The sequence below is a fragment of the Pseudomonas cuatrocienegasensis genome, assembly GCF_900110925.1.
Classification (GTDB): domain Bacteria; phylum Pseudomonadota; class Gammaproteobacteria; order Pseudomonadales; family Pseudomonadaceae; genus Aquipseudomonas; species Aquipseudomonas cuatrocienegasensis.
The window spans coordinates 145700-170532 of record NZ_FOFP01000010.1 but is presented as its reverse complement, the minus strand read 5'-3'; the positions used below and the strand labels follow the sequence as shown (position 1 = coordinate 170532).

Here is a 24833-nt window from a genome sequence, read left to right as displayed (position 1 = left end):
GCGCAGATTATGCGTTCCGCTTTAGCCGCGAGCCGTTAGAGCGCGAAGATTTTTAAGCACACCGCTCGCCGAGTTCCAGCGAGCGGCATTGCTATCAGTAGTCCAGGTCGCCGCGCAGTTGCGCTTCGGCAGCGCGGGCCAGGTCCGGCGGCAGGAAGTCCTTGTCCGGGTCGTAGTCCGGCTTGAGGAAGGCGCCCAGCGCTTCCAGGTCACCTGGGCTGAGGGTGCCGGCGGCCTGCTTGAGGCGCAGGTTGTTGAGGATGTAGTCGTAGCGCGCGTTGTTGTAGTTGCGCACCGAGCTGTACAGCTGACGCTGGGCATCGAGCACGTCGACGATATTGCGGGTACCGACCTGGTAGCCGATTTCGGTGGCCTCCAGGGCGCTTTGGTTGGAAATGATCGACTGCTTGCGCGCCTGCACGGTTTCCACATCGGTATTCACTGCGCGGAACAGGTTGCGGGTGTTCTGTACCACCTGGCGGCGCAGGCTTTCGCGCAGTTGCTCACTCTGGTTGACGCGCTGATAGGCCTCGCGCACCTGGGAGCTGGTCAGGCCGCCGCTGTATAGCGGGATATTCAATTGCAGGCCAATCGAACGCTGCTCGACGTCGCCGCTAAAGCGGTTGATGCTGCCGGCGCTGTTGCTGAAGCCCAGGCTGTCGTTGTCGCCTTTCTGGTAACTGGCGACCGCATCCAGGGTCGGGGCGTGGCCGGATTTGCGTTGGCGCAGGGTGTCTTCGGCTGCGTCGACAGCGTAATTGATCGCCTGCAGGTTGAGGTTCTGCGCGGCGGCGGTGTCCACCCAAGCCTTGGCGTCGGCCGGGGTCGGCGCGAGGATCGGCAGGGTGTGCAGGATGCCTTCGATGGCCAGGTATTCGCGGTTGGTCAGGGTTACCAGGGCCTGGAAGGCGTCGTCGACCTGGCGCTGGGCGATGATCCGGTTGGCGCGGGCAGTGTCGAAACCGGCCTGGGCTTCGAGCACATCGGTCTTGTCGGACAGGCCGACATCGAAGCGCTCATTGGCCTGGTCAAGCTGGCGCTTGAACGCCGCTTCTTCAGCCTTGGTCGAGGCCAGGGTGTCCTGGGCCAGCAGCACGCTGAAGTAGGTTTCCGCGCTTTGCAGGATCAGGTTCTGCTCGCTGGCGGACAGCTCCAGGGCAGCCTGTTCGCTGCTCGCCTCGGCGGCCTGCAACTGGAACCAGCGGTCGGCACGAAACAGCGGCTGGCTGAGGTTGGCCTGGTAGACCGTGCCGCTGCGGGTCGCGCTGTTGGCCGGTGAGTCGACCTCGGTGCGCGTATTGGCCAGGTTGGCGCCTGCCGAGAGGTTGGGCAGCAAGCCGGCACGGGCCTGCGGCACCACTTCGCGCTGCGCCTGATAGTCGGCGCGAGCGGCGGCGATATCAGCGTTGTTGCGCGCAGCTTCCTGGTAGACGGTAACAAGGTCGGTCTTGCTCGCCAGGGGAGCCTGGGAAGGGGCCTGGTCGGCCCACGCGGTGCCGTAGGAGGCGGCGGCCACGGCGAGGGCCAGGGAAAGTCTGCGCAACATGAGGATGTCCTGGGGCGGCGATGATCGGCAAGGCTATGCGGCGTGACGCAGGGGGTCAACATCCCTGTACGCGGCCGGATTGTAGTTTGCAACAAGCTATGTTGCCTGGATGCAACAATCGCTGCGCGGATAAATCTAGGGTCTGTTCCCGTTTCGACGCAAGCCGCGTTGCTGCGAAAAATCTCGCCAGGCCGGGCGGCGTTCCGCTAGGCGGAGGACGCAGGGAATGGTTGTTCCCTTGCCAAGTCCTCCAACACCGCATGGCGAGATTTTGCGCGCAACCCGAAGGGCCGGGCCCGTTTTAGCGCGATGCTGCGTTTCTCGATGGCTCATTTAGCCGGCTAAACCTCGCATCTCGTGCCTTGCCTCGCGCTAAAACTGGCTCCGGCGCGGCCGCGAACGAAACGGGAACAGACCCTATGGCTCGCCGCCCGACGCATGACCTGCGCCGGATTGGTGTTCTCCCCGCGTGTTGTTTAGACTGGCCTGGTTCTTGTCGGGGTGCCCCAATGCGGGGCTGAGATTGGCAGCTAAGCCGGATCCCGTTGAACCTGATCAGGTTAAGGCCTGCGTAGGGAACAAGAGGTATCCGCCCCTGGTGGATTTCCCCCACACCACATCCGTGGTGTGCCCGCGCCCTGGCTGTCCGCTCATGCTGGCGCGTTGATCACGTCCGCATGCTCTGGCAGCCCAGGCGCGGCGTTGCTTTACCTTGCTGCGATCAGGTTCTCCTCCGACATTTCTAGCCAGGAGAATCCAGCCGATGAGCGTAAAACAACAACAGCACCTGAGTGAGTCCGCCCAGGTCGACCAGCAGTCGATCCAGCCCTTTCCCCGCTCGCAGAAAATCTATGTTCAGGGTTCGCGCCCGGATATCCGCGTGCCGATGCGCGAGATCAGTCTCGACGTAACGCCGACAGACTTCGGTGGCGAGATCAACGCCCCGGTCACCGTCTACGACACCTCCGGCCCTTACACCGACCCCAGCGTCAGCATCGACGTGCGCAAGGGCCTGGCTGATGTGCGCAGCGCCTGGATCGAGGACCGCGGCGACACCGAGAAGCTCCCCGGCCTGAGTTCCGAGTTCGGTCAGCGCCGCCTCAACGACGCCGAGCTGACCGCCATGCGCTTTGCCCACGTGCGCAACCCGCGCAAGGCCAAGGCCGGCGCCAACGTCAGCCAGATGCACTACGCGCGCAAGGGCATCATCACGCCCGAGATGGAGTACGTCGCCATCCGCGAGAACATGAAGCTGGCCGAGGCCCGTGAAGCCGGCCTGCTCCAGCCGCAGCATGCGGGGCAGAGCTTTGGCGCCTCGATCCCGAAAGAGATCACCGCTGAGTTCGTCCGTGAAGAAATCGCCCGTGGTCGCGCCATCATCCCGGCCAACATCAACCACACCGAGCTGGAGCCGATGATCATCGGCCGTAACTTCCTGGTGAAGATCAACGGCAATATCGGCAACTCGGCCCTGGGTTCCTCCATCGAGGAAGAAGTGGCCAAGCTGACCTGGGGCATCCGTTGGGGGTCGGATACGGTGATGGACCTGTCTACCGGTAAACACATCCACGAAACCCGCGAGTGGATCATCCGCAACTCGCCGGTGCCGATTGGTACGGTGCCGATTTATCAAGCGCTGGAAAAGGTCAACGGCGTGGCCGAAGACCTGACCTGGGAGCTGTTCCGCGACACCCTGATCGAACAGGCCGAACAGGGTGTGGATTACTTCACCATCCATGCCGGCGTTCTGCTGCGCTATGTGCCGCTGACCGCCAAGCGCGTCACTGGCATCGTCTCGCGTGGCGGCTCGATCATGGCCAAGTGGTGCCTGGCGCACCATAAAGAGAACTTCCTCTACAGCCATTTCGACGACATCTGCGAAATCATGAAGGCCTACGACGTGTCCTTCTCCCTGGGCGACGGCCTGCGTCCGGGCTCGATTGCCGATGCCAACGACGCGGCGCAGTTCGGTGAGCTGGAAACCCTCGGTGAGCTGACCAAGATCGCCTGGCAGCACGACGTGCAGACCATGATCGAAGGCCCTGGCCATGTGCCGATGCAACTGATCAAGGAGAACATGGACAAGCAGCTCGAGTGCTGCGACGAGGCGCCGTTCTACACCCTCGGCCCGCTGACCACCGATATCGCCCCCGGTTACGACCACATCACCAGCGGCATCGGTGCGGCGATGATCGGCTGGTTCGGCTGCGCCATGCTCTGCTACGTCACGCCCAAGGAGCACCTGGGCCTGCCGAACAAGGATGACGTCAAGACCGGCATCATCACCTACAAGATCGCCGCGCACGCAGCGGACTTGGCCAAAGGGCATCCCGGCGCGCAAATCCGCGACAACGCCCTGTCCAAGGCGCGCTTCGAGTTCCGCTGGGAAGACCAGTTCAACCTTGGCCTGGACCCGGACACCGCGCGCAGCTACCACGACGAAACCCTGCCCAAGGACTCGGCCAAGGTCGCTCACTTCTGCTCCATGTGCGGGCCGAAGTTCTGCTCGATGAAGATCACCCAGGAAGTGCGCGACTACGCCAAGGTCAACGGCCTGTCGGATGAGAGCAAGGCGGTCGAGGCTGGCTTCAAGGAGCAGGCCGAGCGTTTCCGCGAGGAAGGCTCGGTGATCTACAAACAGGTCTAAGGCGCTGCGCGCTCGGTAGCGCACACCTTTGTCAGTCGTCGAAGCCCGGTGCTCTGCGCCGGGCTTCGTGCGTTTTCCCCTTTCTCAGGTCAGTCTTTCGTGAATACTTCCAGCTACTCACCGCATCATGCGGTCCCGCTCGACCGCCGTGTATTCGGCGCCCGTGACCTGTTTTCCCTGTGGTTCTCCCTCGGCATCGGCCTGATGGTGCTGCAACTCGGCGCGCTGCTGGCGCCGGGACTGGGCTTGTCTGGCGCCTTGCTGGCGATTGTCTGCGGCACGGCGGTCGGTGTACTGCTGCTCGGCTCGGTGGCGGTGATCGGCTGCGACACCGGGCTGTCGGCCATGTCGGCGCTCAAACTCAGCCTGGGGCGGCGTGGCGCGGTGTTGCCGGCGCTGTTGAATTTGCTGCAACTGGTCGGTTGGGGCGCGTTCGAGATTATCGTCATGCGCGATGCGGCCAGTGTGCTGGCGGTGCGCGCGTTCGGCGAAGGCAGCCTGCTCAACAGCCCGATGCTTTGGACGTTGTTTTTCGGCGGCCTGGCGACGCTGCTCGCGGTCACCGGCCCGCTCACATTCGTGCGGCGAATTCTGCGCAAGTGGGGCATCTGGCTGCTGCTGGGTGCCTGCCTGTGGCTGACCTGGAACCTCTTCGACAAGGCCGACCTGGCCACACTCTGGGCGCGTCCAGGCGATGGTTCCATGCCCTTTGCCCTGGGCTTCGATATCGCCATCGCCATGCCGCTGTCCTGGCTGCCGCTGATTGCCGACTACTCGCGCTTCGGCAAGGCGGCTGGCCGGGTGTTTGGTGGCACGGCGTTGGGTTTCTTCCTTGGTAATGTCTGGCTGATGAGCCTGGGCGTGGGCTACACCCTGGCGTTTGCCGACAGCAGCGAAGTCAATGCGCTGTTGCTGGCCCTGGCGGGTGCCGGCTTGGGTATTCCGCTGCTGCTGATTCTGCTCGACGAAACCGAGAACGCCTTTGCTGATATCCATTCGGCAGCAGTGTCCAGCGGCATCCTGGTGCCGTTCAAGGTCGAGCACCTGGCCCTGGCGATTGGTGCGCTCTGCACCCTGATCGCCTGGTTCGCGCCGCTGGCCGAGTACCAGAGTTTCTTGCTGCTGATTGGCTCAGTGTTTGCGCCGCTGTTCGGCGTGGTGCTGGTCGATCACTTCATCCTGCGTCGCCGCGATGCCGCCCGCGCGCCGAATGTGGCGCTGCGCTGGGACACCCTGGTGGCCTGGGGCAGTGGTGTGCTGATCTTCCACCTGCTGGCCAATCTGGTGCCGCATATCGGCGCCAGCTTGCCGGCGCTGTTCAGCGCCGCGGCGTTGCAGTGGGTGTTAGGTCGCTTCAGTCTTGCTCGGGCAGGTACTGCGGCTTGAGCACATCGGCCAACTGGTCGTAAGGGATGACCAGCTCCGGATGGCCCATGGCATAGGGCGCGATGCTGTAAACATCGTACTTGAGGTAGAGCGCCTGGCGGCCGAGGGCGATGTTGGTGGTGGTGGTGAAAGGCCAGGTGTCGAGAAAGCGCGCGTCCTGGTCCAGGCCGGAGGCCTTCAGCCAACGCTGGTGAGCCTGTTCGGCACGTTGCCAGAACAGCGCCTCCTGGCCGGGGCGCAGCATGTCGGTGAGGCTCAGGGCTTTGCCGAGCTTGCGGTCGTAGTTGATAAAACCGCGCCCCGGCATGCCATGGGCGCCGCCTGTGTGCAGGTAGCTGGACAGCTCGATGACCACCAGATTGTCATGCTGTTCGCGGATCTTGGCCTGCAGATAGGCCATCCAGCCCGGCTCGGCGCGCTGCAGGAAATCGTCCTGGTAGGCCTGCAGGGACTCGGGCAGCACGGCGTCCGGGGTGTTCATCGTCATGCCCAGCAGGCGCTGCTCGACCAGTGCAGTAAGCGCCGGCTCGCTGGCGAACGACAGGGTGTCGATGTTTACCAGGGGGCAGCGTGGGCCGTCGCAGCCGGGAGTATGGGCTTCCCATGCAGTGCGTTGCACAGGCAGCTCCGATTGGCTCGGGGCGAAGCTCTGACAGGCGCTGAGCAGAAGGGCGAGGCTGGCGAGGGCAAGGCGGTGGCGTAGCAACATGGGGCAAAAGACCGGCTGAAGGATAAGGGCTTGGCTGGGTTCGACCCTGCTGCGTGCGATGAGTTCGCCATCAGCGCGCAGGTCGAGCCCGCCATCATCCCAGTCGGCGGCCGGCTCTGCAAAGGGGGCTGCGTCGTTGGCGCGGCAAGGGTAGGATGCGGCCAATGTCAGTCGATAATTACGAGTCAACGCCCATGAGCGAACCTTTCAACCCCGGTCCCGATGCCGTCGAGATCGTCGAGCGCGAGGCCTGCTTTCGCGGTTTCTACCGGCTCGATCGCCTGCACCTGCGCCATCGCCAGTTCTCCGGTGAAATGGGCCCGGTGCTCAGCCGCGAACTGTTTATGCGCCATGATGCAGTCTGTGTGCTGCCTTACGACCCGCAGCGTGACGAGGTGGTGCTGATCGAGCAGTTCCGCGTCGGCGCCATGGAGAAGGGCGCCCACCCCTGGCTGCTGGAACTGGTCGCCGGGCTGATCGACACCGATGAAGTGCCTGAGGCCGTCGCCCACCGCGAAGCCCGCGAGGAAGCCGACCTGGAGCTGACCTCGTTGTGGCCAATTACCCAGTATTTCCCCTCGCCGGGCGGTTCTGACGAGCATGTGTACCTGTACCTGGGGCGCTGCAGCAGCCTAGGTGCGGGCGGCGTGCACGGTCTGGCTGAGGAGGGCGAAGATATTCGTGTGCATGTCTGGCCTTTCGAGGATGCCTTGCAGGCGGTCAAGGACGGGCGAATCAACAATGCGGCGAGCATCATCGCGCTGCAGTGGCTGGCGCTCAATCGCGCCGAAGTGAGGGGGCTGTGGGGGTAACTCTGCTCAAGGAGCGCTACCGGGTCGATCTGGTCGAGTTGCAAGCGGCCTGTGAGGCCAACTACGCCCGGCTGATGCGCCTGCTGCCGGCCATGCGTGAGGTGGCCTGCGCCCGTCGTGTGGCGCTTAGCCAGGGTGAGCAGCAGTTGGGCGTGCTGGCGCTCGAGGTGCTGGAAACCTGCCCCTATACCACCACCCTCCAGGTGCGCCAGGAGCACAGCCTGCCCTGGCTGCCGATACCGCAGCTGGAGGTGCGGGTATACCACGATGCGCGCATGGCCGAGGTGGTCAGTGCGCAGAGTGCCCGGCGTTTTCGCAGCATTTATCCATACCCCAACGAGGCCATGCACCAGCCTGACGAGAAAACCCAGCTCAACCTGTTCCTCGGCGAGTGGCTGAGCCATTGCCTGGCCTGTGGTCACGAACCCGTACCGGTACGCTGAGCTGTGTAGGCGTCGCGGCTGATTTTCTGTGACCCAGGCCCACTTCTACGGTTTACCCCGGGCCGAACTAACCACCATAATCCACTGCATTCCGTTCAAGGAGACGGCCTTGCCGAGCGCGTCCATTCACCCTGCCGAGTCGTCGGTGCTGCTGGTGCAGTTGTCCGACAGCCACCTGTTCGCCGAGGCGTCCGGCAAACTGCTGGGCATGGAAACCTGCGACAGCCTGCAGCGCGTCATCGAGCAGGTGCTGCAGGAGCAGCCGCAGATCGACCTGGTGCTGGGCACCGGCGACCTGTCCCAGGATGGCAGCGAAGCGTCCTATGCGCGCTTTCGCGAGATGACCGAAGGCCTGCCTGCCCCGGTACGCTGGTTGCCGGGCAACCATGATGAGGTCCCGGCGATGCGTGCGGCCTGTATTGGCCTCGACCTGCTGGAGCCGATCATCGACGTCGGCAACTGGCGGATCATCCTGCTCGACTCCTCGATTGCCGGTGCTGTACCCGGCTACCTGGACGACCAGCAGTTGGCGCTGCTTGAGCGTGCCCTCAGCGAGGCGCCCGAGCGCCACCACCTGGTCTGCCTGCACCACCATCCGGTGCCGATCGGCTGTGCCTGGATGGACCCCATCGGGGTGCGCAACCCCGATGCACTGTTTGCCGTTATCGAGCGCTTCAGTCAGGTCCGCGCCGTGCTCTGGGGACATATCCACCAGGAGTACGACCAGATGCGTGGCGCGGTGCGCCTGCTGGCCTCACCCTCGACCTGCGTGCAGTTCGCCCCTGGCAGTGAGGAGTTTCAGGTCGACAGCAGTGCGCCGGGCTACCGTTGGCTGCGCCTGTTTGGTGATGGGCGTCTGCAAACCGGGGTGTCGCGGGTGACCAGCATCCACTTTGAGGTCGACTACAGCATCAAGGGCTATTGAGCCTCTGCGCCGCTGCCTGGCTGGAGCCGTGCCCGGCAAAGCTGCTACCGTTGCTGCCTTCGAGTCCGTCTGATCCCTACCGACCATGATGCCCAGCCTGCCGTCCATCCTCTACCTGCACGGGCTCAACAGCTCGCCCGACTCGCTCAAGGCGCAGCAACTGAGCCGTGCCATGGCCCACCTGGGGCTGGCGGCGCAACTGCATGTCCCAGCCCTGGCCCATCATCCGCGCCAGGCCATCGCACAGCTGGAAACACTCATCGCCACGCTGGGCAGCCCTGTGCTGGTCGGCAGCTCGCTGGGCGGCTACTATGCCACGCACCTGGCCGAACGCCACGGGCTGCGCGCTCTGCTGATCAACCCCGCAGTGCGTCCGCACCTGCTGTTCGATGGCTACCTTGGGCCGCAGACCAACCATTACAGCGGCGAGATCTGGGATCTGACGGCCGATCACGTCAGCGCCCTGGCCGAGCTGGACGGGCCGCCACCGGCAGACCCGCAGCGTTACCAGGTCTGGTTGCAAACGGCTGACGAAACCCTCGATTACCGGCATGCCCAGGCCCATTACCGGGCTTGCGCGCTGACCATTCAGCCGGGTGGTGACCACGGTTTTCAGGGCTTTGCCGAGCGCCTGCCTAGATTGCTGGCTTTCGCCGGTTTTCCCGCCCATGTGTGGCGCGATACCGACTTTTCCGTTTTTATTTGACGAACTCGAGACCCATGGCTCAACAGACTGCTTACAACGCCGATGCCATCGAAGTCCTCTCCGGGCTGGACCCGGTGCGCAAGCGCCCGGGCATGTACACCGACACCAGCCGGCCCAATCACCTGGCCCAGGAGGTCATCGACAACAGCGTCGACGAGGCCCTGGCCGGGCACGCCGCGTCGATCCAGGTGATTCTGCACGAGGACAACTCCCTCGAAGTGCTCGACGATGGCCGCGGCATGCCGGTAGACATTCACCCTGAAGAAGGGGTGTCGGGTGTCGAACTGATCCTCACCAAGCTGCACGCCGGCGGTAAGTTCAGCAACAAGAACTACCAATTCTCCGGCGGCCTGCATGGCGTGGGTATCTCGGTGGTCAACGCGCTGTCGACGCGGGTCGAGGTGCGGGTCAAGCGCGATGGCAACGAATACCGCATGACCTTCGCCGACGGCTTCAAGGCCAGCGACCTGGAAGTGATCGGTACGGTCGGCAAGCGCAACACCGGCACCAGCGTGCACTTCTGGCCGGATGCCAAGTATTTCGATTCCTTCAAGTTTTCCATCAGCCGCCTCAAGCATGTGCTCAAGGCCAAGGCCGTGCTCTGCCCGGGGCTGAACGTCAGCTTCGAGGACAAGGCCAGCGGTGAGAAGGTCGAGTGGCATTACGAAGACGGCCTGCGCTCCTACCTGGTCGATGCGGTCAGCGAGTTCGAGCGCCTGCCCAGCGAGCCGTTCTGCGGCAGCCTGGCCGGTAACAAGGAGGCCGTGGACTGGGCCCTGCTGTGGTTGCCCGAGGGCGGCGACGCGGTGCAGGAAAGCTACGTCAACCTGATCCCTACGGCTCAGGGTGGTACCCACGTCAACGGTCTGCGTCAGGGCCTGCTCGACGCCATGCGCGAGTTCTGCGAGTTCCGCAGCCTGCTGCCACGCGGGGTCAAGCTGGCCCCGGAAGATATCTGGGAGCGCATCGCCTTCGTCCTGTCGATGAAGATGCAGGATGCACAGTTCTCCGGGCAGACCAAGGAGCGCCTGTCTTCCCGTGAGGCCGCGGCCTTCGTCTCCGGCGTGGTCAAGGATGCTTTCAGCCTGTGGCTCAATGCCCACCCGGAGCTGGGCCAGCAGTTGGCTGAACTGGCCATCAGCAACGCCAACCGCCGCCTCAAGGCCGGCAAGAAGGTTGAGCGCAAACGCATTACCCAAGGCCCGGCGCTGCCGGGCAAACTGGCCGACTGCGCCGGGCAGGACCCGATGCGCGGCGAGCTGTTTCTGGTCGAGGGTGACTCGGCCGGTGGTTCGGCCAAGCAGGCGCGCGACAAGGAATTCCAGGCGATCATGCCGCTGCGCGGGAAGATCCTGAACACCTGGGAAGTGGACGGCGGTGAAGTGCTGGCCAGCCAGGAGGTGCATGACATCGCCGTGGCCATTGGCCTCGATCCGGGTTCCAGCGACCTGTCGCAGCTGCGCTACGGCAAGGTCTGCATCCTCGCCGACGCCGACTCCGATGGCCTGCACATCGCCACCTTGCTGTGTGCGCTGTTCGTGCGGCATTTCCGTCCGCTGGTGGATGCCGGGCACGTGTATGTGGCCATGCCGCCGCTGTACCGCATCGACCTGGGCAAGGATATTTTCTACGCACTCGATGAAGCCGAGCGTGATGGCATCCTCGACCGCCTGGTGGCCGAGAAGCGCCGTGGCAAGCCGCAGGTCACGCGCTTCAAAGGCTTGGGTGAAATGAACCCGCCGCAACTGCGCGAAACCACCATGGACCCCAATACCCGGCGCCTTGTCCAACTGACCCTGGAGGATTACGTCGGCACCCAGGAAATCATGGACATGCTGCTGGCCAAGAAGCGCGCGGGCGATCGCAAGAGCTGGCTCGAGTCCAAGGGCAACCTGGCCGAGGTCCTGCTTTGATCCGCTCGCTGGTCATCGCTTTGCTGGTGAGTGGTGGCTGGGCAAGCGCAGCGCAAGCTGAGGCGCCGCTGGAGCAACTGGCACTGTTGTCCGAGCACCCGATTGAGGGCATGCCGGGCAGCAACCTCTCCGGGTTGGCCTGGTGTGGTGATGCCTTGTGGGGCGTCTCGGACCGCGAAGACGACCGGCTCTACCGTTTCGATGCTCGCGAGTCTGTCTGGCAGGCCGAAGCCGAGCACTTTATCGCGCCACCTGCGCCGGCCATGCCGCTGCCCTGGGGGCTGCGCATGCGCACCTGGGCAGCAGGGCTGGTGCGCGGCGGCATGCTCGATTTTGAAGGGCTGTCCTGCGATTCGCTGGGCAACCGCTACCTGGTCAGCGAAAGCCGTGCGGCCGTGCTCATGGTGCCACCTGCGGCCGATGCGCGCTGGCTGGACTTGCCGCCGGCAATGGTGCGTCAGGCGCGGGCCAGCGGCATGTTGCTGCACTTCAACCAGCTGTTCGAGGGCATAGCGGTGGACCCGGCGGGTGCGCGTCTGTGGCTGGCTGCCGAACGTAAGCGGCGCGGCCTGCTGGTGCTGCATCGCCAGCAACAGACCTGGCGTTGCACCGGCGGCTGCGTGCTGCAGCATGAAGGCGGCAGCGAGGCGGCCCCCGAACCCTTGGCCGGGCCGCCGCAACCGCGGGATTATTCTGGCCTGGCGTTCCACAACGAGAAACTCTTTACCCTCGAGCGTCAGGCGCACCGCATTTGTCGGCGTGCCCTGGCGGATGGCAGTGTCGAGCGCTGCTGGTCATTCGCCGAGGCGGCGCTCAGCGATGCACGGCGTTACCCGGTGTCCTATGGCGTGGCTGAGGCCTTGTGGGTCGATGCCGAGGGTGCCTGGATCGGTCTGGATACCGCCTCGATGAGCCGTGCCGACGGCGAGCAGCGTCCGATCGTCTGGCGTTTTGCCGCGCCCAAGGGCGGCTGGGGTGCGACCCGGTGAGCACCCAGCCTGCCGGTCGCCGTGTCGGCCGCGTCATGCTGGTGCTGGCCTGGGGCGCCGGCCTGTTGCTGGCGACCAAGTTTTTCGGTGAGTGGGAAACCCGTCAGCACAACCCCAATCAGCAGCCGCTCTCGGTACACGGTGCGGACTTCATTGAAGTGCGCCTGCTCAGCAGTCGCCAGGGGCATTACGTGGCCGACGGACAGATCAACGGGCAGCCGGTGACCTTCCTGCTCGACACGGGGGCGACCCAGGTGGCAGTGCCGGCGGCGTTAGCCGAGCGGTTGCGTCTGCCCAGCGGTGCGCCGGTGCAGATTCAAACCGCCAATGGCCAGGCCACCGCCCACCGCACACGGCTCGAACGCCTGCAGGTCGGTGACATTGTGCTGCATGACGTGGCGGCGCTGATCGCCCCCGGCATGCTCGGCGATGAGGTACTGCTCGGCATGAGCGCCCTGAAACAACTCGAATTTACCCAGCGCGACGGCACCCTGGTGCTGCGCCAAACCACCTTGCAATGAGGCACGCATGAGCGAACCCCTTGATTTGAGCCTGGACGGCGTCGAACGCCGATCCCTTGCCGACTTTACCGAGCAGGCTTATCTCAACTACTCCATGTACGTGATCATGGACCGCGCCCTGCCGCATATCGGCGACGGCCTCAAGCCGGTGCAGCGACGCATCATCTACGCCATGAGCGAGCTGGGTCTGGATGCCGACTCCAAGCACAAGAAGTCGGCGCGTACCGTCGGCGACGTGCTCGGCAAGTTCCACCCCCACGGCGACAGCGCCTGCTACGAGGCCATGGTGCTGATGGCGCAGCCGTTCAGCTACCGCTACACCCTGGTCGATGGTCAGGGCAACTGGGGTGCGCCGGATGATCCGAAATCCTTCGCCGCCATGCGTTACACCGAGGCGCGCCTGTCGCGTTACTCGGAAGTGCTGCTCACCGAGCTGGGCCAGGGCACCGTGGACTGGGTGCCGAACTTCGACGGCACCCTCAACGAGCCCGCGACCCTGCCGGCGCGCCTGCCCAACCTGCTGCTCAACGGCACCACCGGCATCGCCGTGGGCATGGCCACCGACGTGCCGCCGCATAACCTGCGCGAGGTCGCGGCGGCCTGCGTGCGCCTGCTGGATGAGCCCAATGCCACGGTCGAGCAGCTCTGTGAGCACGTCCTCGGCCCGGATTACCCGACCGAGGCGGAGATCATCACGCCGCGCGCCGACCTGCTGAAAATCTACGAAACCGGCCGCGGCTCGGTGCGCATGCGCGCGGTGTACCGCATCGAGGATGGCGACATCGTGGTCACCTCCTTGCCCCATCAGGTGTCCGGCTCCAAGGTGCTGGAGCAGATCGCCGGGCAGATGCAGGCCAAGAAGCTGCCGATGGTTGCTGACCTGCGCGACGAGTCGGACCATGAGCACCCATGCCGCATCGTCATCATTCCGCGCTCCAACCGGGTGGATGCCGACGAGCTGATGACCCACCTGTTCGCCACCACCGACCTGGAGTCGAGCTACCGGGTCAACACCAACGTCATCGGCCTGGACGGCCGGCCACAGGTGAAGAACCTGCGCCAGCTGCTGCGCGAATGGCTGGAGTACCGCGTTGGCACTGTGCGCCGGCGTCTGCAGTTCCGCCTGGACAAGGTCGAGCGTCGCCTGCACCTGTTGGAAGGCTTGCTGGTCGCCTTCCTCAACCTGGATGAAGTGATCCATATCATCCGCACCGAAGACCAGCCCAAAGCCGTGCTGATGGCGCGCTTCGAGCTGACCGACATTCAGGCCGATTACATCCTCGACACCCGCCTGCGTCAGCTGGCGCGCCTGGAAGAGATGAAGATCCGTGGCGAGCAGGACGAGCTGGCCAAGGAACGCGAAAAACTGCTGGCGCTGCTGGGTAGCGAAGCCAAGCTGAAGAAGCTGGTGCGCAAGGAAATCATCGACGATGCGGAAAAATACGGCGACGACCGTCGCTCGCCGATCGTTGCCCGCGCCGAAGCCCGTGCCCTCTCCGAAACCGAGCTGATGCCGACCGAGCCGGTCACCGTGGTGATCTCCGAGAAGGGCTGGGCGCGCTGCGCCAAGGGTCACGACATCGATGCTACAGGGCTGTCCTACAAGGCCGGTGACGGCTTCAAGGCGGCGGCGGCGGGGCGCTCTAACCAGTACGCGGTGTTTATCGACTCCACCGGGCGCAGTTATTCCCTGGCGGCGCATTCGCTGCCCTCGGCCCGTGGTCAGGGTGAGCCGCTGACCGGCCGTCTGACGCCGCCACCGGGTGCGACCTTCGAGTGCGTGCTGCTGCCGGATGACGAGGCGCTGTACGTGATCGCCTCGGACGCTGGCTACGGTTTCGTGGTCAAGGGCGAAGACCTGCAGGCCAAGAACAAGGCCGGCAAGGCCCTGCTCAGCCTGCCGGCAGGTGCGCGTGTGGTACCGCCCAAACCCCTGACCCAGCGCGAGGAGGACTGGCTGGCGGCGGTGACCACCGAAGGGCGTCTGTTGCTGTTCAAGGTTGCCGACCTGCCGCAGTTGGGTAAAGGCAAGGGCAACAAGATCATCGGCATCCCCGGTGAGCGGGTCGCCAGCCGCGAGGAGTACCTCACTGACCTGGCCGTTCTACCTGCTGGGGCCACCCTGGTGCTGCAGGCTGGCAAGCGCACCTTGTCGCTCAAGGCCGATGACCTGGAGCACTACAAGGGTGAGCGTGGGCGGCGTGGTAACAAGTTGCCGCGGGGCTTCCAACGCGTCGACAGCCTGCTCGTCGAGGTTTGAGATTCTCTTAGGGCCTTTGTGCGGGCGGCGCTGGAGTCATGGCGCAGTTTCAAGGATGATACCGTCTTGTGGCGTACCGATAGCGGGCGCCATGAGCAGGACCGCGCTCGGCGTCATGCCCCAGCCGCTGGCCTGCCAACCCGATTTTGACTGCCGGCCCTGTTCGCCGGCCGGAAGAGAGTGATGAACGTCGTACGTCTACCCCTGGGCCTGCTGCTGGCCACCGTGCTGAGCGCCTGCGTAAGCAATGCGCCAGTGCCGCTGTACCAGCTCGATGCAGGTCCGGCTCATGCGCCGGTTAACGAGGAAGGCATTGCGGTCTTGCTCGGCCCAATATCCATCGCCGACTACCTGCAGCGTGAAGCTCTGCTGCAGCGCCAGGAAGATGGCAGCCTGACCACCGCTACCGGCGGGCGTTGGGCAGGTAGCCTGGCAGCGGACATCGATCAGCAACTGCTGCGGCAACTGGCCGCGCAACTGGACACCCAACGCCTGGTGCTGGCGCCGGCCGCGCCGGGTTTTGTGCCCCAGGTGCAGATCAAACTGGCGATCAGCCGCCTGGATTCCGGGCCCAGCCGCCCGGCTGTGCTTGAGGCGCAATGGAGCCTGCTGAGCAAGGACGGCAAGCTGCTCAATGGCCGTCTGATTCGCCTGGAGGAACCTCATCAGGGTGGGTTGGCGGATCAGGTGCAGGCGCAGAGCCGGGTCATGCAGAAGCTCGTTACTCAGTTGGCCTCTGCAGTGCGTAGCGCTGACAAGGCAGAGAGCGTGGCCCAGGCAGACGCGGCGCGTAAAAAGGCGCCAGCGACACCTGCCAAGCCTGAAGCCCCTCCGCGCATGCCCGTGGCTGAGCCGATTCGTATCGATGCAGAGGTTTTTCGCTTCTGATTACGTCGCTTTAACGCGCCGCATGGCGAGACTCACTATCCGGTAACGAAAAAAGCCGCGACCCTTATTGGGGCGCGGCTTTTTGTTTGGCTATGTCCCTATATGTGTCGCGCGGCGGCACTGCTTTTGTGAATACCATAGGCCACGCCGAAGTCACTGAATGGCTGCAAGCGATTCGCCCCGAGGCGGGGCTCCTACACATGTTGGCGGCTCACGCGGGCGCTGCGTTATGGCTTGCACGGGCTGCAACATGGTTTTGGGGCATAGACTTTTGCTTGAGCCCTTAGCGTGTTTTAGCTGCGCTACAGGTGCTCGTGCATACGCGCCAGCTGGCGCTCCAGCAGCGCCGGGTAAGGCTCAAGCAGACGCTCGACGCAGCAGGCGCCCTCGGGGCTGGCGATGGCGCGAATCCGCGCATGCTCACGCACCAGCGGGTCGTCACCAATCTGCCGCTCTAGCAGCAGCAGGTTGCGGCTGTGCTGCGACAGGGCCAGGGCGCTTTGTGCGGTATCACTAAGTAGCAGGTCGCCCTGGCTCATCTGCGCCAGGCCTTCGCCCTGGGTCAGGCCGAGTTGCAGCTGCAGGGTAATGCCGCTGTCGGCCACTTCGATCTGCAGGGCATGGCCCAGGGCGCGCATCAGCTCGCCACAGCAGATGGCGTGGGTCAGGTAGTCTTCGCCGCTGTCCTGGCGGTGGAACAGCATCAGGCTGCTGCCATCGCTGAGTGTGTGCAGTTCGCCCTGATACAGTTCGGCGGCCTGGTTGAGGCAGTCGCGGTAGCGCTCCAGCAAGTCCATCAGGCGGGCACGCGGCAAGCGGCGCAGTTGCTCCTGGGCGCCCAATTGAATCGCCAGGACGGCGCTGGGCTGAGGCGCTGCTGGCGCGGCAACTGGTGGGGCGTGGAACCTGTGGTCCTGCAGGTCGGCGAAGGGATCGTCGTCTGGCGTTATTGCCGCCTGGCGATGAGGGCGTTCGTCTGCGAAGGTCGGGCCGTCGTCGAAGCTGGCGTCACGCAGGTCGCGCACCTGAAAGGCCTCGTCCTCCGCGTAGTCATCGTCGTCATGGGGGTGCAGGGCGTCGTCATCGAGGAAGACCTCTGGCTCTTCTTCGTATTCGACCTCCGGCTTCTCCGGCACCAGGCGCGCCTGCAGTTGGCGCGCCAGATCGCCGATCTCATCCTGGCGTCCGGCGCCTGGGGCGGGGTCATCCGGGTCGCGCAGCCATACCCGCAGCTGCAGCAGTGGCGTCGAGATGTGGCGGCCCAGGCGCAGGCTCAGCGACAGGGTCAGCGCCAGCAGAATCAGGCTGAGAATGCCCATGCTCTGCAGGCTGATGGTCATGGGCTGTTCGAACTGCTGCATGTCCAGGCTGATGCGCAACTGCCCGGCGATCACTTCCTGGAAGGTGATCGGGGTCGAATACAGGCCGTCGGTTTCCCCCAGCATGTTCTTGCTTGGCCGGCTGCCGGCCTCGGCGAGGATGCGGTTGTCCACGCTGTAGATCGCCGCATGGGCGACCAGCGGGTTTTTCACCAGGTTATTGAGCAGCACGTTGAGGCTGAGGATGTCGTTGGACACCAGCAGTTCGGTGGCTGAGGTCGCGGTCTGGGTGATCAGGCTGGTGCCCAGGGCTTCGGCCTGTTGCTGCATCGCATGCTTGAACTGCATGCCGATGACCCAGGCGTAGATCAGCAGAGCCAGGGCTACCAGCAGCAAACTGTGGCTGGCGATACGCAGGGCCAGGGGGACGCGACGCTGACGCAGGGCGTTGAACAGCAGGAGGAAGAAATTATCGGGTTTTACGGGGGCGGGCCGGTTCACAGAGCTCGGCTCTTATCGACTGAAAGTGCCGCGCAGTATAACGACCGACCCGCACAGGGCAAAGCGCTGCGCATGCCCGTACAGCGGGGAATATGGGTAGAATGTGCGCCTTTTCTCTGGTCCGGGCGCGTATACGCTGCACCTTGACCGTTCATCACTGCCCCGGAGGGTGCGCCTTGCGCGAAATCGTCCTGATCAACATCACCGGTGAGGACCGCCCCGGCCTCACTGCGGCTATCACCGGCGTTCTGGCCAGCGGCGGGGTAACCATCCTCGACATCGGCCAGGCGGTGATTCACGACACCCTGTCGTTTGGCATCCTGGTGGAAATTCCCGGTACCGAGCAGGCATCTTCGGTACTCAAGGATGTGCTGTTCACCGCCTACAAGCTGGACCAGCAGGTGCGTTTCACCCCGGTGACCGAAGCGGACTATCAGCAGTGGGTGGCCGGCCAGGGCAAGGCTCGGCATATCGTCACGCTGCTCACGCGCAAGGTCACTGCCGAGCAGTTGCAGCGCGTCAGTGCGATCACCGCGCGCTATGACCTGAATATCGATCATATCGACCGACTGTCCGGACGCATGCCGCTGGACACGCCACTGGATCAGGGCAAGGGGTGCATCGAGTTCTCCGTGCGTGGCGAGCCGCAGGACCCGGCGGCGTTGCGCGCCGAGTTCCTCAGCGTGGCCCAGGCTCTGAATGTCGATATCGCCTTTCAGCGCGACTCGCTGTTCCGCCGCAACCGGCGCCTGGCGGTATTCGACATGGATTCGACGCTGATCGAAGCCGAGGTCATCGACGAGCTGGCCAAGGCCGCCGGCGTGGGTGAGCAGGTATCGGCGATTACCGAGCGGGCGATGCGTGGTGAGCTGGACTTTGCCGCCAGCTTTCGTGAACGCCTGGCGTTGCTCAAGGGCCTGCCGGAAACCGTCCTCGAAGACATCGGCGCCTCGCTGCGCCTGACCGAAGGCGCCGAAACCCTGTTCGCCGAACTCAAGCGGCTGGGCTACAAGACGGCGATCCTCTCGGGGGGGTTCACCTATTTCGCCAAGCAGCTGCAAGCCAAGCTGGGGATCGACTATGTGTTTGCCAACGAGCTGCAGATTGTCGATGGCCAGGTGACGGGCATTGCCGTTGAGCCGATTGTCGATGCCCAGCGCAAGGCCGACTTGCTGCGTGAGTTGGCAGCCAAGGAAGGTTTGCGCCTGGAGCAGACCATCGCCGTGGGCGACGGCGCGAATGATCTGCCGATGCTGGCCATCGCCGGGCTGGGTGTGGCCTTCCGCGCCAAACCGCTGGTCAAGCAATCGGCCAAACAGGCGATCTCGACCCTTGGCCTGGATGGCATTCTCTATCTGCTCGGGTTTCGCGATCGCGACAGTCTGGAGTGAGTCGCGCAGGCCACCTTGCGGTGGCCGCAGGCTTATTCGTCGTCGGCGGAGAAGTCGTAGTTCATCGACTGGCTGGGGCCTTGCAGGTAGTAACCCTGGATGTAGTTGACCCCGGCCTGCCAGAGTGTGGCCAGCACGCTGGCGCTCTCGACATAGGGCACGATGGTCAGCTTGGCCTGGGCATGCAGGCTGGCCAGCAGGGTCTTCAGGGCTTCCTGATTGTCGGGGATGCTCAGGTCCTGGGAGAACGAGCCGTCGACCTTCACAAAATCGACCTGCAGGTGCTTGAGCGTGTTGAACGGGTTCAGCGAGCAGCCGAACTGGCTCAGGGCGACCTTGCAATGCAGTTCGGCCAGGCCCTGGGTCACATGCTTGGCCTGCTTGAGGTAGGCGATCGCATCCGGTTCGCTGAACTGGAAGACCAGCGAATCTGAGGGCAGGCGCGCGGCCTTGAGGGCCACGCTGAGCCAGGGCAGCAGGGTCTGATCTTGCAGGCTGGCGCTGGACAGGTGCACAAACAGGCGCGTGTTGTGGCCTTTGCTGCGGTGATCAGCGAGTAGCTTGATCGAGTTGAGGATCACCCAACGATCGATTTTCTCGCCTAGACCGGCTTCTTTGGCCGCATTGAGGAAGTCCGGTGGCGGTACTTCTTCACCCTGGGGGCTGAGCAGGCGCAGGAGCACCTCGTAGTGCTCGAAGTTGTCACCGCGCAAGCTGATGATCGGCTGAAACAGCAGGCGGAAGCTGTTGTGCTCCAGGGCCTGTTGGACCATGGCAATGACGTTGCCACGGTTGGCCGCGGCCGCCAGTTCGTCGGCCGGGTTGAACAGTTTGAGGGTGTTGCCTTCGCTCAGTTCGTCGGCGCAGCGGTGGGCGCGATCAACGACTTCCTGGGCCTTGGGTGTCTTCTCGTTAACCCCAGCAACACCGATCGACAGCGTGGTCTGGGCCGTACGGCCGCTGACGTCGAACAGGTGAGCTTCGATCTTGCGCAGCAGGGCCTTCAGGATGTCTTGGCACTGCTCGGGGGTTTTGCCGGGTTGCAGGACGGCAAACACATCATCGCCAAAACGGGCCAGTTGGGCATCGTCCGGGAAGTGTGCGCGCAGCAGGTTGGCCAGGTCGGTGAGCAGCAAATCGATGCCGGCCAGCCCGACTTCGGCGAGCAGCGGGGCATAGCGATCGACGCGGATATAGGCGAGGCTGGCTGGCTGGCCGTGACTCACGGCGCGCTCGGCGGCACTGTCCATCAACTCGAGGAAGTAGATGCGGTTGTACAGGCCGGTGACCAGATCCTGGCTGCTGATCTCGCGCAGCTTTTCTTCCAGCTCGGCATTCGAGCCTTCGGCGCGGATCACCACCTGGGTGCAGGGTTCGCCATCGTAAGTGGCCGGGGAAAAGCTCATGCGCGCCTGGAAGGTCTGGCCGTCGGCCTTGACCCCGCTGCAGGTCAGTTCGGCGCTGCCGTCGGCATTCTGGTAGTTCTTCAGAAAGTCCTTGAAGCTGCTCTGGTCGCTGCCGCCGATCAGGTCGATCATCGGCATGCCTTCGAGCTCTTCGGCATCTTCGTAGGCGAACAGCTCCAGGTAGGCACGGTTGGCGTAGATATGCATGCCGTCGTGCACATAGGTGATTGCATCGACCGAGCTTTCCAGCAGCAACTGGCAGCGTTTTTCCGCCTCACGCAGGGCCACTTCGGCCATCCGCCGGGCACGGCGCTCTTCCAGATTGGCCAGCTCACGTTTGGCCACCAGCACCAGGCGCTCGTCTTCGCCCTGGGGCAGCGCGTCCTGAGCGCCAAGCATCAGGGCGTCGGTGATGCTGTCGGAGTCATTGTCGGCCAGCAGTTGGATGACCGGAATATCCTTGGCCTGGCGGCGGATCGCATTGATCGCTTCGCCTGGTTCGAGCGCTTCGCTGCTGGGCGCGCAGATCAGCAAGTCCCAGCTTTGCTGGAAGGCCTGGGCAAGGTCGTCACTGGAGGTCAGGCGGTGCACGCGCGTCGCGTTACCGGCATTGCGAAACAGGCTTACGATACGCTCGGCCTCGTTTTGCGAGTCCTCGAGTAGCAGGAGCCTTATGGTTTTTTTCTCGATGGCCATGGCGGGATCAGGTCTGCGCCAAGCAGGCGCGAAGCGGCGGCGAAATATGCTGAGCCAGGAATCTACAGCGACTTCCAGAGTGAGTCAAAGTCTTCCTCCCCGCCTGGCACGTGGGTTCCCGCAGGTGTGACGGGTGCCCGCTCATCGAGCGTATTCTGCTCGACGCTGCGGTATTCGAATTGGCTGAAACTGCCCGTACTGGTCTGTCGCGAGCTGAGTACGGCGCGGCGTTCGACGCCGCGGATATTGATCATCACCTTGTTGCCTTCCTGAAATGGCAGGCGCGGCGTGATCACTGTGGCCGGGCGCGAGATGGCGCTGATTTCCGGCAGCAGTAGGGCGCGCAGGTACTGGCTGTTCTGCTCGGCCTTGCGCACCAGTTGCAAGCCACAGGCCTGGGCGTGGGGGGCGATCAATTCGATGCCCATCTGCGTACCGCCACCACGGACCTGGCGGATCCAGCGCACGACGGCGACGCTCCAGCCCTGTTCGGGGGAATCCTGGACGCCGAGCAGTTCGCCGGCCTGCAATTGGCTGGGGACATCCTTGGGCCAGGACAGGCAGTAGCCGCCCGGGCTGTGGTTGACGATGGGCAGCTCGAAGGTCGGAAAACTATCGCCTGTACCATTTGTTTCACTGGCAGGGGCATCGCCACTGGGCGGCTTGGCATATTCGATTTCCTCGAAGGGCATGCCGTTTTCCCAGTTATTGTGCTTTTGCGCATCGAAGGCGTTGGCCCAGATGTCCGATGCACCGGTCTGTAGCTTGAAGACTGCAGTCGGGCTCGCCTCGACCGGTAGCTGCAGGACATCCTTGAACGGTTTTTTGCCTGCCAGGTAGAAGTGCAGCGCGCTCATGCCAATGCACAGGGTCATGCCGCCCTGGCCTTGGGTACGCTGGAAGGTCCGCTCGGAAATATCGCCCCAGGCGGCGCTGAGGTGCTGGAGCATGTCGATGCTGAAACCTTCGGGCACAAGCAGGCGCGGGCTAGCAGTGCCCTCCAGGTGTTCCTTGATCGCGTCGACCAGGGGTGTGGGGTCGATGCCCAGCGCATTCTGCAATTCGCTCGGCTGGTACAGCGAGGTGTAACGCGGCGGGCCGTCGAGCTGTGGCGCCACGGCAAACAGGCTGGCGCTGGCTTTGCGCGGTTGCAGGCGCACCAGGGCGCTCCAGGGTTCGAGCACCTCGGCCAGGCGTGCGATTGCGCTTTGACGCATCTGATTGCAGCGTGCGCAGCCCAGCAGCAGGGCAACCAGGTAGGTTTGCTCGACGCTGAGGCCTTCGGTGTGTTTGGCCAGTGGGTCGCGAATGATCGCTGTCTGCAGCTGGGCGTCCTGAGCGATCTGATACAACTGATGCAGCTCCAGCCAGAGCCCTTCGGGAACTGGGCAGTACAGCTGGCTGGCGCGAATGAGTGGCCCACACAGGCTGTGACTGGCCCGTTGCAGGGCAATGCTGAGTAGCTGGTTGCGCTCGCGTCCGGTCGGCGCAGCCATGCGCGCGATGATCAGCTTGTAGCCGACGGCGAGGTGGTTCTGCAGTGCCTGACACAGGTTGGCGACCTTGCGCGGGCGCTCGTCGAGGACGATGGCCTGGCTGAGAAAGTGCCGCTCCAGGTGTTTGCAGACGAAATACACCTCTGGGCGCAGCAGCTCCAGCAGTTGCAGGCGGTTGTCGGAGGGGGTCAGCAACTGATTGATTTCAACCAGTGCCTGGTACAGCTGGCGAGCCGTTTCGCCAATATTGGCTTTGGGTAACCCGGCGATCCAGCGCTTCAATTCGCGCGGGGTGGCTTCACAGAAGGACAGGCTCTGCTTGGTCGGTGTGGGCACACGAAGTAGCAAGAAGGGGCTCTGTTTATCCATCTAAATCGGGGGCTCCAGCACTGGCGCAGGGCGGTTTTGATTATCGGTAATGTCCCGAACTCTAGCAGTATCTGTCGACCACCGCAGCCAAGCCGGGTTCAGTCGGCCCCCATAAGTGGCAGCAGCTTCGCCGTTTCGCCAAGGGGCGCCACGGCGAATATCACTTATTCAGACACGGCTGCCGAGGCACTGCCCCATGCGAACGCCGCTATTGGCGCCCAGGCTCTCGGCCCACTGCACCTGGTCGGGGCCAAACAGCACGATGGCCGTGGAGCCGAGCTTGAAGCGCCCCAGTTCGGCGCCTTTTTCCAGCACAACTGGCGCGCGCGCCGTTTCGTCATAGCGGGTCCGCTTGAGTTGGCGTGCCGGCGGCGTGACCAGGCCGGCCCAGACGGTTTCCACCGAGGCGACGATCATCGCGCCAACCAGCACGACCGCCATGGGGCCACGCTCGGTATCGAAGATGCAGACCACGCGCTCATTGCGGGCGAACAGCTCTGGGACGTTTTCTGCGGTGGTCTGGTTGACCGAGAACAGGCGGCCAGGCACGTAGACCATCTCGCGCAGGGTGCCGCTCAGCGGCATGTGCACACGGTGGTAGTCCTTGGGCGAGAGGTACACGGTGGCAAACTCACCGCCCATGAAGGGCGCGGCCAGGGCGCTGTCGCCGCCGAGCAGTTCGACCACGCTGAAACTGTGGCCCTTGGCCTGGAAGATACGCCCATGCTCGATGCGCCCGAGCTGGCTGATGGCACCGTCGGCGGGGCAGAGAACGGCGTCGGCGGCGTTGTCCAGTGGACGCGCACCTTCCTTGAGGGCGCGGGTGAAAAAGGCGTTGAAGTGCTCGTAAGCACTCAGCGATTCGACCTGGGCTTCACTCATGTCGACCTGGTAGTGCTTGGCAAACGCCTTGATCAGCGGATTCTTGATCCACGCGATACGGCACTCGGCCAGGCAACCGATCAAGCGCGACAGCAGGTGATGGGGCAGCAGGTACTGGCTGATGATGAACAGACGTTGCTTCATGGGGCATTCCTTGAGAGCCGCAAGCGAGGCGGCGCGAGAAGTAGATAATCAGCGTTCGATAGGGGTGTCGGGGTGGTTGCCCCATTCGCCCCATGAGCCGGCGTAGGCTTTTACCCGGGGGTAGCCCAGGGCTTTGGCGACCAGGTAGGTGAAGCCTGAGCGGTGATGTGTCTGGCAGTGGGTGATCACTTCTTTGTCGGGCGTAATGCCCAGCGCGGTCAGCATGGCAGGCAGGTCCTGGCGCATGCGCAGGGCGCGGCTCGGGTCCATGCCAGCGGTCCATTCAAAATTGACCGCACCGGGGATATGCCCGGCTCGCGCTGTCAGCGCCTTCTCACCGCTGTACTCCAGCGGGCCACGGGCGTCCCAGATCGCCAGGTCGCTGGCACCAAGGCGGCTTTGCAGGTAGCTGCGGGTTGCCGTGGGTGCCTCGTGCAGGGTCAGTTGCAGGGTGCCGCTGGCGGCGGCTGGTTGTTCCTGGCTCAGCGGCAGGTCTGCCTCCAGCCACGCATGCAGGCCGCCGTCGAGGTAGTGGTAATGCGCGTGACCAATGACGTCGAGCAGCCAGATAAAACGCCCAGCCCAGCCGCCGCCTTCGTCGTCGTACACCACGTAGACGGCCTCGTCACGGTGCCCCAGTTCGGCGAACAGGGCTTCCAGGTCAGCCTGCGCGGGCAACAGACCAGGGGCCGGAGGCTGACCGAGCTGGGTGCGTTTGGGATCGACGAAGCGAGCGCCTGGCAGGTGGCCGGCGGTATAACGGGCGGTGCTGGTCAGGTCGACCAGAATCAGCTCGGGAGCGTCCAGGCGGCTGGCCAGTTCGGCTGGCTCAATCACCAGCGGCAGAGTATCGAAGGCGGACATGCGCGGCCTCAGGCTAACGA

19 protein-coding genes and 1 riboswitch are annotated in these 24833 nt (G+C 64.1%); of the genes, 12 read left to right on the top strand and 7 right to left on the bottom strand.

Going from position 1 to position 24833, the window contains the following annotated elements:
* Nucleotides 1-94: 94 nt before the first annotated feature.
* On the bottom strand, nt 95-1546 hold the full coding sequence (locus tag BMW49_RS15180) for a TolC family outer membrane protein (protein WP_069521827.1): 1452 nt from the start codon (nt 1544-1546) through the stop codon (nt 95-97).
* 487 nt (nt 1547-2033) lie between these two features.
* Nucleotides 2034-2141, top strand: a riboswitch (TPP riboswitch).
* A 168-nt stretch (nt 2142-2309) separates the two neighbouring features.
* On the opposite strand from BMW49_RS15180, the gene thiC reads away from it, so the two are divergent.
* Nucleotides 2310-4193, top strand: coding sequence for a phosphomethylpyrimidine synthase ThiC (gene thiC, locus BMW49_RS15175; protein WP_069519674.1), 1884 nt, complete (start codon nt 2310-2312; stop codon nt 4191-4193).
* Between the two features lie 99 nt (nt 4194-4292).
* On the top strand, nt 4293-5579 hold the full coding sequence (gene cytX / locus BMW49_RS15170) for a putative hydroxymethylpyrimidine transporter CytX (protein ID WP_083251772.1): 1287 nt from the start codon (nt 4293-4295) through the stop codon (nt 5577-5579).
* On the opposite strand, the gene BMW49_RS15165 is transcribed toward cytX, so the two are convergent.
* Nucleotides 5548-6288 (bottom strand): RsiV family protein, encoded by a 741-nt coding sequence (locus BMW49_RS15165; protein WP_069519679.1) that lies wholly within the window; start codon nt 6286-6288, stop codon nt 5548-5550. The two genes, cytX and BMW49_RS15165, sit on opposite strands and share 32 nt — an antisense overlap.
* A 194-nt stretch (nt 6289-6482) precedes the next feature.
* Between BMW49_RS15165 and BMW49_RS15160 the strand changes: the two genes are divergently transcribed.
* From BMW49_RS15160 to BMW49_RS15120, 9 genes are all read left to right on the top strand, one after another.
* Nucleotides 6483-7100, top strand: coding sequence for an NUDIX domain-containing protein (locus BMW49_RS15160; protein WP_069519672.1), 618 nt, complete (start codon nt 6483-6485; stop codon nt 7098-7100).
* Nucleotides 7091-7543, top strand: a complete 453-nt coding sequence (locus BMW49_RS15155; RefSeq protein ID WP_069519671.1) for a DUF1249 domain-containing protein — start codon at nt 7091-7093, stop codon at nt 7541-7543. The genes BMW49_RS15160 and BMW49_RS15155 overlap by 10 nt, the downstream gene beginning before the upstream one ends.
* A 109-nt stretch (nt 7544-7652) precedes the next feature.
* On the top strand, nt 7653-8468 hold the full coding sequence (gene cpdA / locus BMW49_RS15150) for a 3',5'-cyclic-AMP phosphodiesterase (protein ID WP_069519670.1): 816 nt from the start codon (nt 7653-7655) through the stop codon (nt 8466-8468).
* An 85-nt stretch (nt 8469-8553) separates the two neighbouring features.
* On the top strand, nt 8554-9174 hold the full coding sequence (locus BMW49_RS15145) for a YqiA/YcfP family alpha/beta fold hydrolase (protein WP_069519669.1): 621 nt from the start codon (nt 8554-8556) through the stop codon (nt 9172-9174).
* A 14-nt stretch (nt 9175-9188) separates the two neighbouring features.
* Nucleotides 9189-11087 (top strand): DNA topoisomerase IV subunit B, encoded by a 1899-nt coding sequence (gene parE, locus BMW49_RS15140; protein WP_069519668.1) that lies wholly within the window; start codon nt 9189-9191, stop codon nt 11085-11087.
* Complete coding sequence (locus BMW49_RS15135; RefSeq protein WP_069519678.1) at nt 11087-12076, top strand: esterase-like activity of phytase family protein; 990 nt, start codon at nt 11087-11089, stop codon at nt 12074-12076. Before parE ends, BMW49_RS15135 begins: the two co-directional genes overlap by 1 nt.
* Nucleotides 12073-12597: a retropepsin-like aspartic protease family protein gene (locus tag BMW49_RS15130; protein WP_069519667.1), complete on the top strand. Its 525-nt coding sequence runs from the start codon at nt 12073-12075 to the stop codon at nt 12595-12597. Before BMW49_RS15135 ends, BMW49_RS15130 begins: the two co-directional genes overlap by 4 nt.
* A 7-nt stretch (nt 12598-12604) precedes the next feature.
* Entirely contained in the window at nt 12605-14857 is a 2253-nt protein-coding gene (gene parC, locus BMW49_RS15125) for a DNA topoisomerase IV subunit A (RefSeq protein ID WP_069519666.1), read from the top strand.
* Nucleotides 14858-15040: 183 nt separating this feature from the next.
* Nucleotides 15041-15745: a PqiC family protein gene (locus tag BMW49_RS15120; RefSeq protein WP_170829060.1), complete on the top strand. Its 705-nt coding sequence runs from the start codon at nt 15041-15043 to the stop codon at nt 15743-15745.
* A gap of 302 nt (nt 15746-16047) precedes the next feature.
* Here the strand turns inward: BMW49_RS15120 and BMW49_RS15115 are convergent, their stop codons facing one another.
* On the bottom strand, nt 16048-17565 hold the full coding sequence (locus tag BMW49_RS15115; protein ID WP_069519664.1) for an AhpA/YtjB family protein: 1518 nt from the start codon (nt 17563-17565) through the stop codon (nt 16048-16050).
* Nucleotides 17566-17741: 176 nt separating this feature from the next.
* Here BMW49_RS15115 and serB point away from each other — a divergent pair, with 176 nt between their 5' ends.
* The gene (gene serB / locus BMW49_RS15110) at nt 17742-18956 is read left to right on the top strand and encodes a phosphoserine phosphatase SerB (protein ID WP_069519663.1); all 1215 of its coding nucleotides are present in this window, start codon (nt 17742-17744) and stop codon (nt 18954-18956) included.
* Between the two features lie 32 nt (nt 18957-18988).
* Here the strand turns inward: serB and BMW49_RS15105 are convergent, their stop codons facing one another.
* The 4 genes from BMW49_RS15105 to BMW49_RS15090 all read right to left on the bottom strand — a co-directional run bounded on the left by BMW49_RS15105 (nt 18989) and on the right by BMW49_RS15090 (nt 24813).
* Complete coding sequence (locus BMW49_RS15105) at nt 18989-21058, bottom strand: EAL domain-containing response regulator (RefSeq protein WP_069519662.1); 2070 nt, start codon at nt 21056-21058, stop codon at nt 18989-18991.
* A gap of 62 nt (nt 21059-21120) precedes the next feature.
* A complete protein-coding gene (locus BMW49_RS15100; protein WP_069519661.1) occupies nt 21121-22923 on the bottom strand; it encodes a molecular chaperone in 1803 nt (600 codons plus the stop codon).
* 168 nt (nt 22924-23091) lie between these two features.
* Nucleotides 23092-23949 (bottom strand): archaetidylserine decarboxylase, encoded by an 858-nt coding sequence (asd, locus tag BMW49_RS15095; RefSeq protein ID WP_069519660.1) that lies wholly within the window; start codon nt 23947-23949, stop codon nt 23092-23094.
* A 48-nt stretch (nt 23950-23997) separates the two neighbouring features.
* Complete coding sequence (locus BMW49_RS15090) at nt 23998-24813, bottom strand: rhodanese-like domain-containing protein (protein ID WP_069519659.1); 816 nt, start codon at nt 24811-24813, stop codon at nt 23998-24000.
* Nucleotides 24814-24833: the final 20 nt, after the last annotated feature.

What these genes read in the sequence shown, in the direction of transcription:
- BMW49_RS15165 (WP_069519679.1), bottom strand. Translation starts at nt 6,288, where the DNA reads ATGTTGCTACGCCACCGCCTTGCCCTCGCCAGCCTCGCCCTTCTGCTC.
- BMW49_RS15180 (WP_069521827.1), bottom strand. Translation starts at nt 1,546, where the DNA reads ATGTTGCGCAGACTTTCCCTGGCCCTCGCCGTGGCCGCCGCCTCCTAC.
- BMW49_RS15120 (WP_170829060.1), top strand. Translation starts at nt 15,041, where the DNA reads ATGAACGTCGTACGTCTACCCCTGGGCCTGCTGCTGGCCACCGTGCTG.
- thiC (WP_069519674.1), top strand. Translation starts at nt 2,310, where the DNA reads ATGAGCGTAAAACAACAACAGCACCTGAGTGAGTCCGCCCAGGTCGAC.
- BMW49_RS15090 (WP_069519659.1), bottom strand. Translation starts at nt 24,813, where the DNA reads ATGTCCGCCTTCGATACTCTGCCGCTGGTGATTGAGCCAGCCGAACTG.
- BMW49_RS15105 (WP_069519662.1), bottom strand. Translation starts at nt 21,058, where the DNA reads ATGGCCATCGAGAAAAAAACCATAAGGCTCCTGCTACTCGAGGACTCG.
- BMW49_RS15160 (WP_069519672.1), top strand. Translation starts at nt 6,483, where the DNA reads ATGAGCGAACCTTTCAACCCCGGTCCCGATGCCGTCGAGATCGTCGAG.
- BMW49_RS15145 (WP_069519669.1), top strand. Translation starts at nt 8,554, where the DNA reads ATGATGCCCAGCCTGCCGTCCATCCTCTACCTGCACGGGCTCAACAGC.
- BMW49_RS15100 (WP_069519661.1), bottom strand. Translation starts at nt 22,923, where the DNA reads ATGGATAAACAGAGCCCCTTCTTGCTACTTCGTGTGCCCACACCGACC.
- asd (WP_069519660.1), bottom strand. Translation starts at nt 23,949, where the DNA reads ATGAAGCAACGTCTGTTCATCATCAGCCAGTACCTGCTGCCCCATCAC.
- parE (WP_069519668.1), top strand. Translation starts at nt 9,189, where the DNA reads ATGGCTCAACAGACTGCTTACAACGCCGATGCCATCGAAGTCCTCTCC.
- parC (WP_069519666.1), top strand. Translation starts at nt 12,605, where the DNA reads ATGAGCGAACCCCTTGATTTGAGCCTGGACGGCGTCGAACGCCGATCC.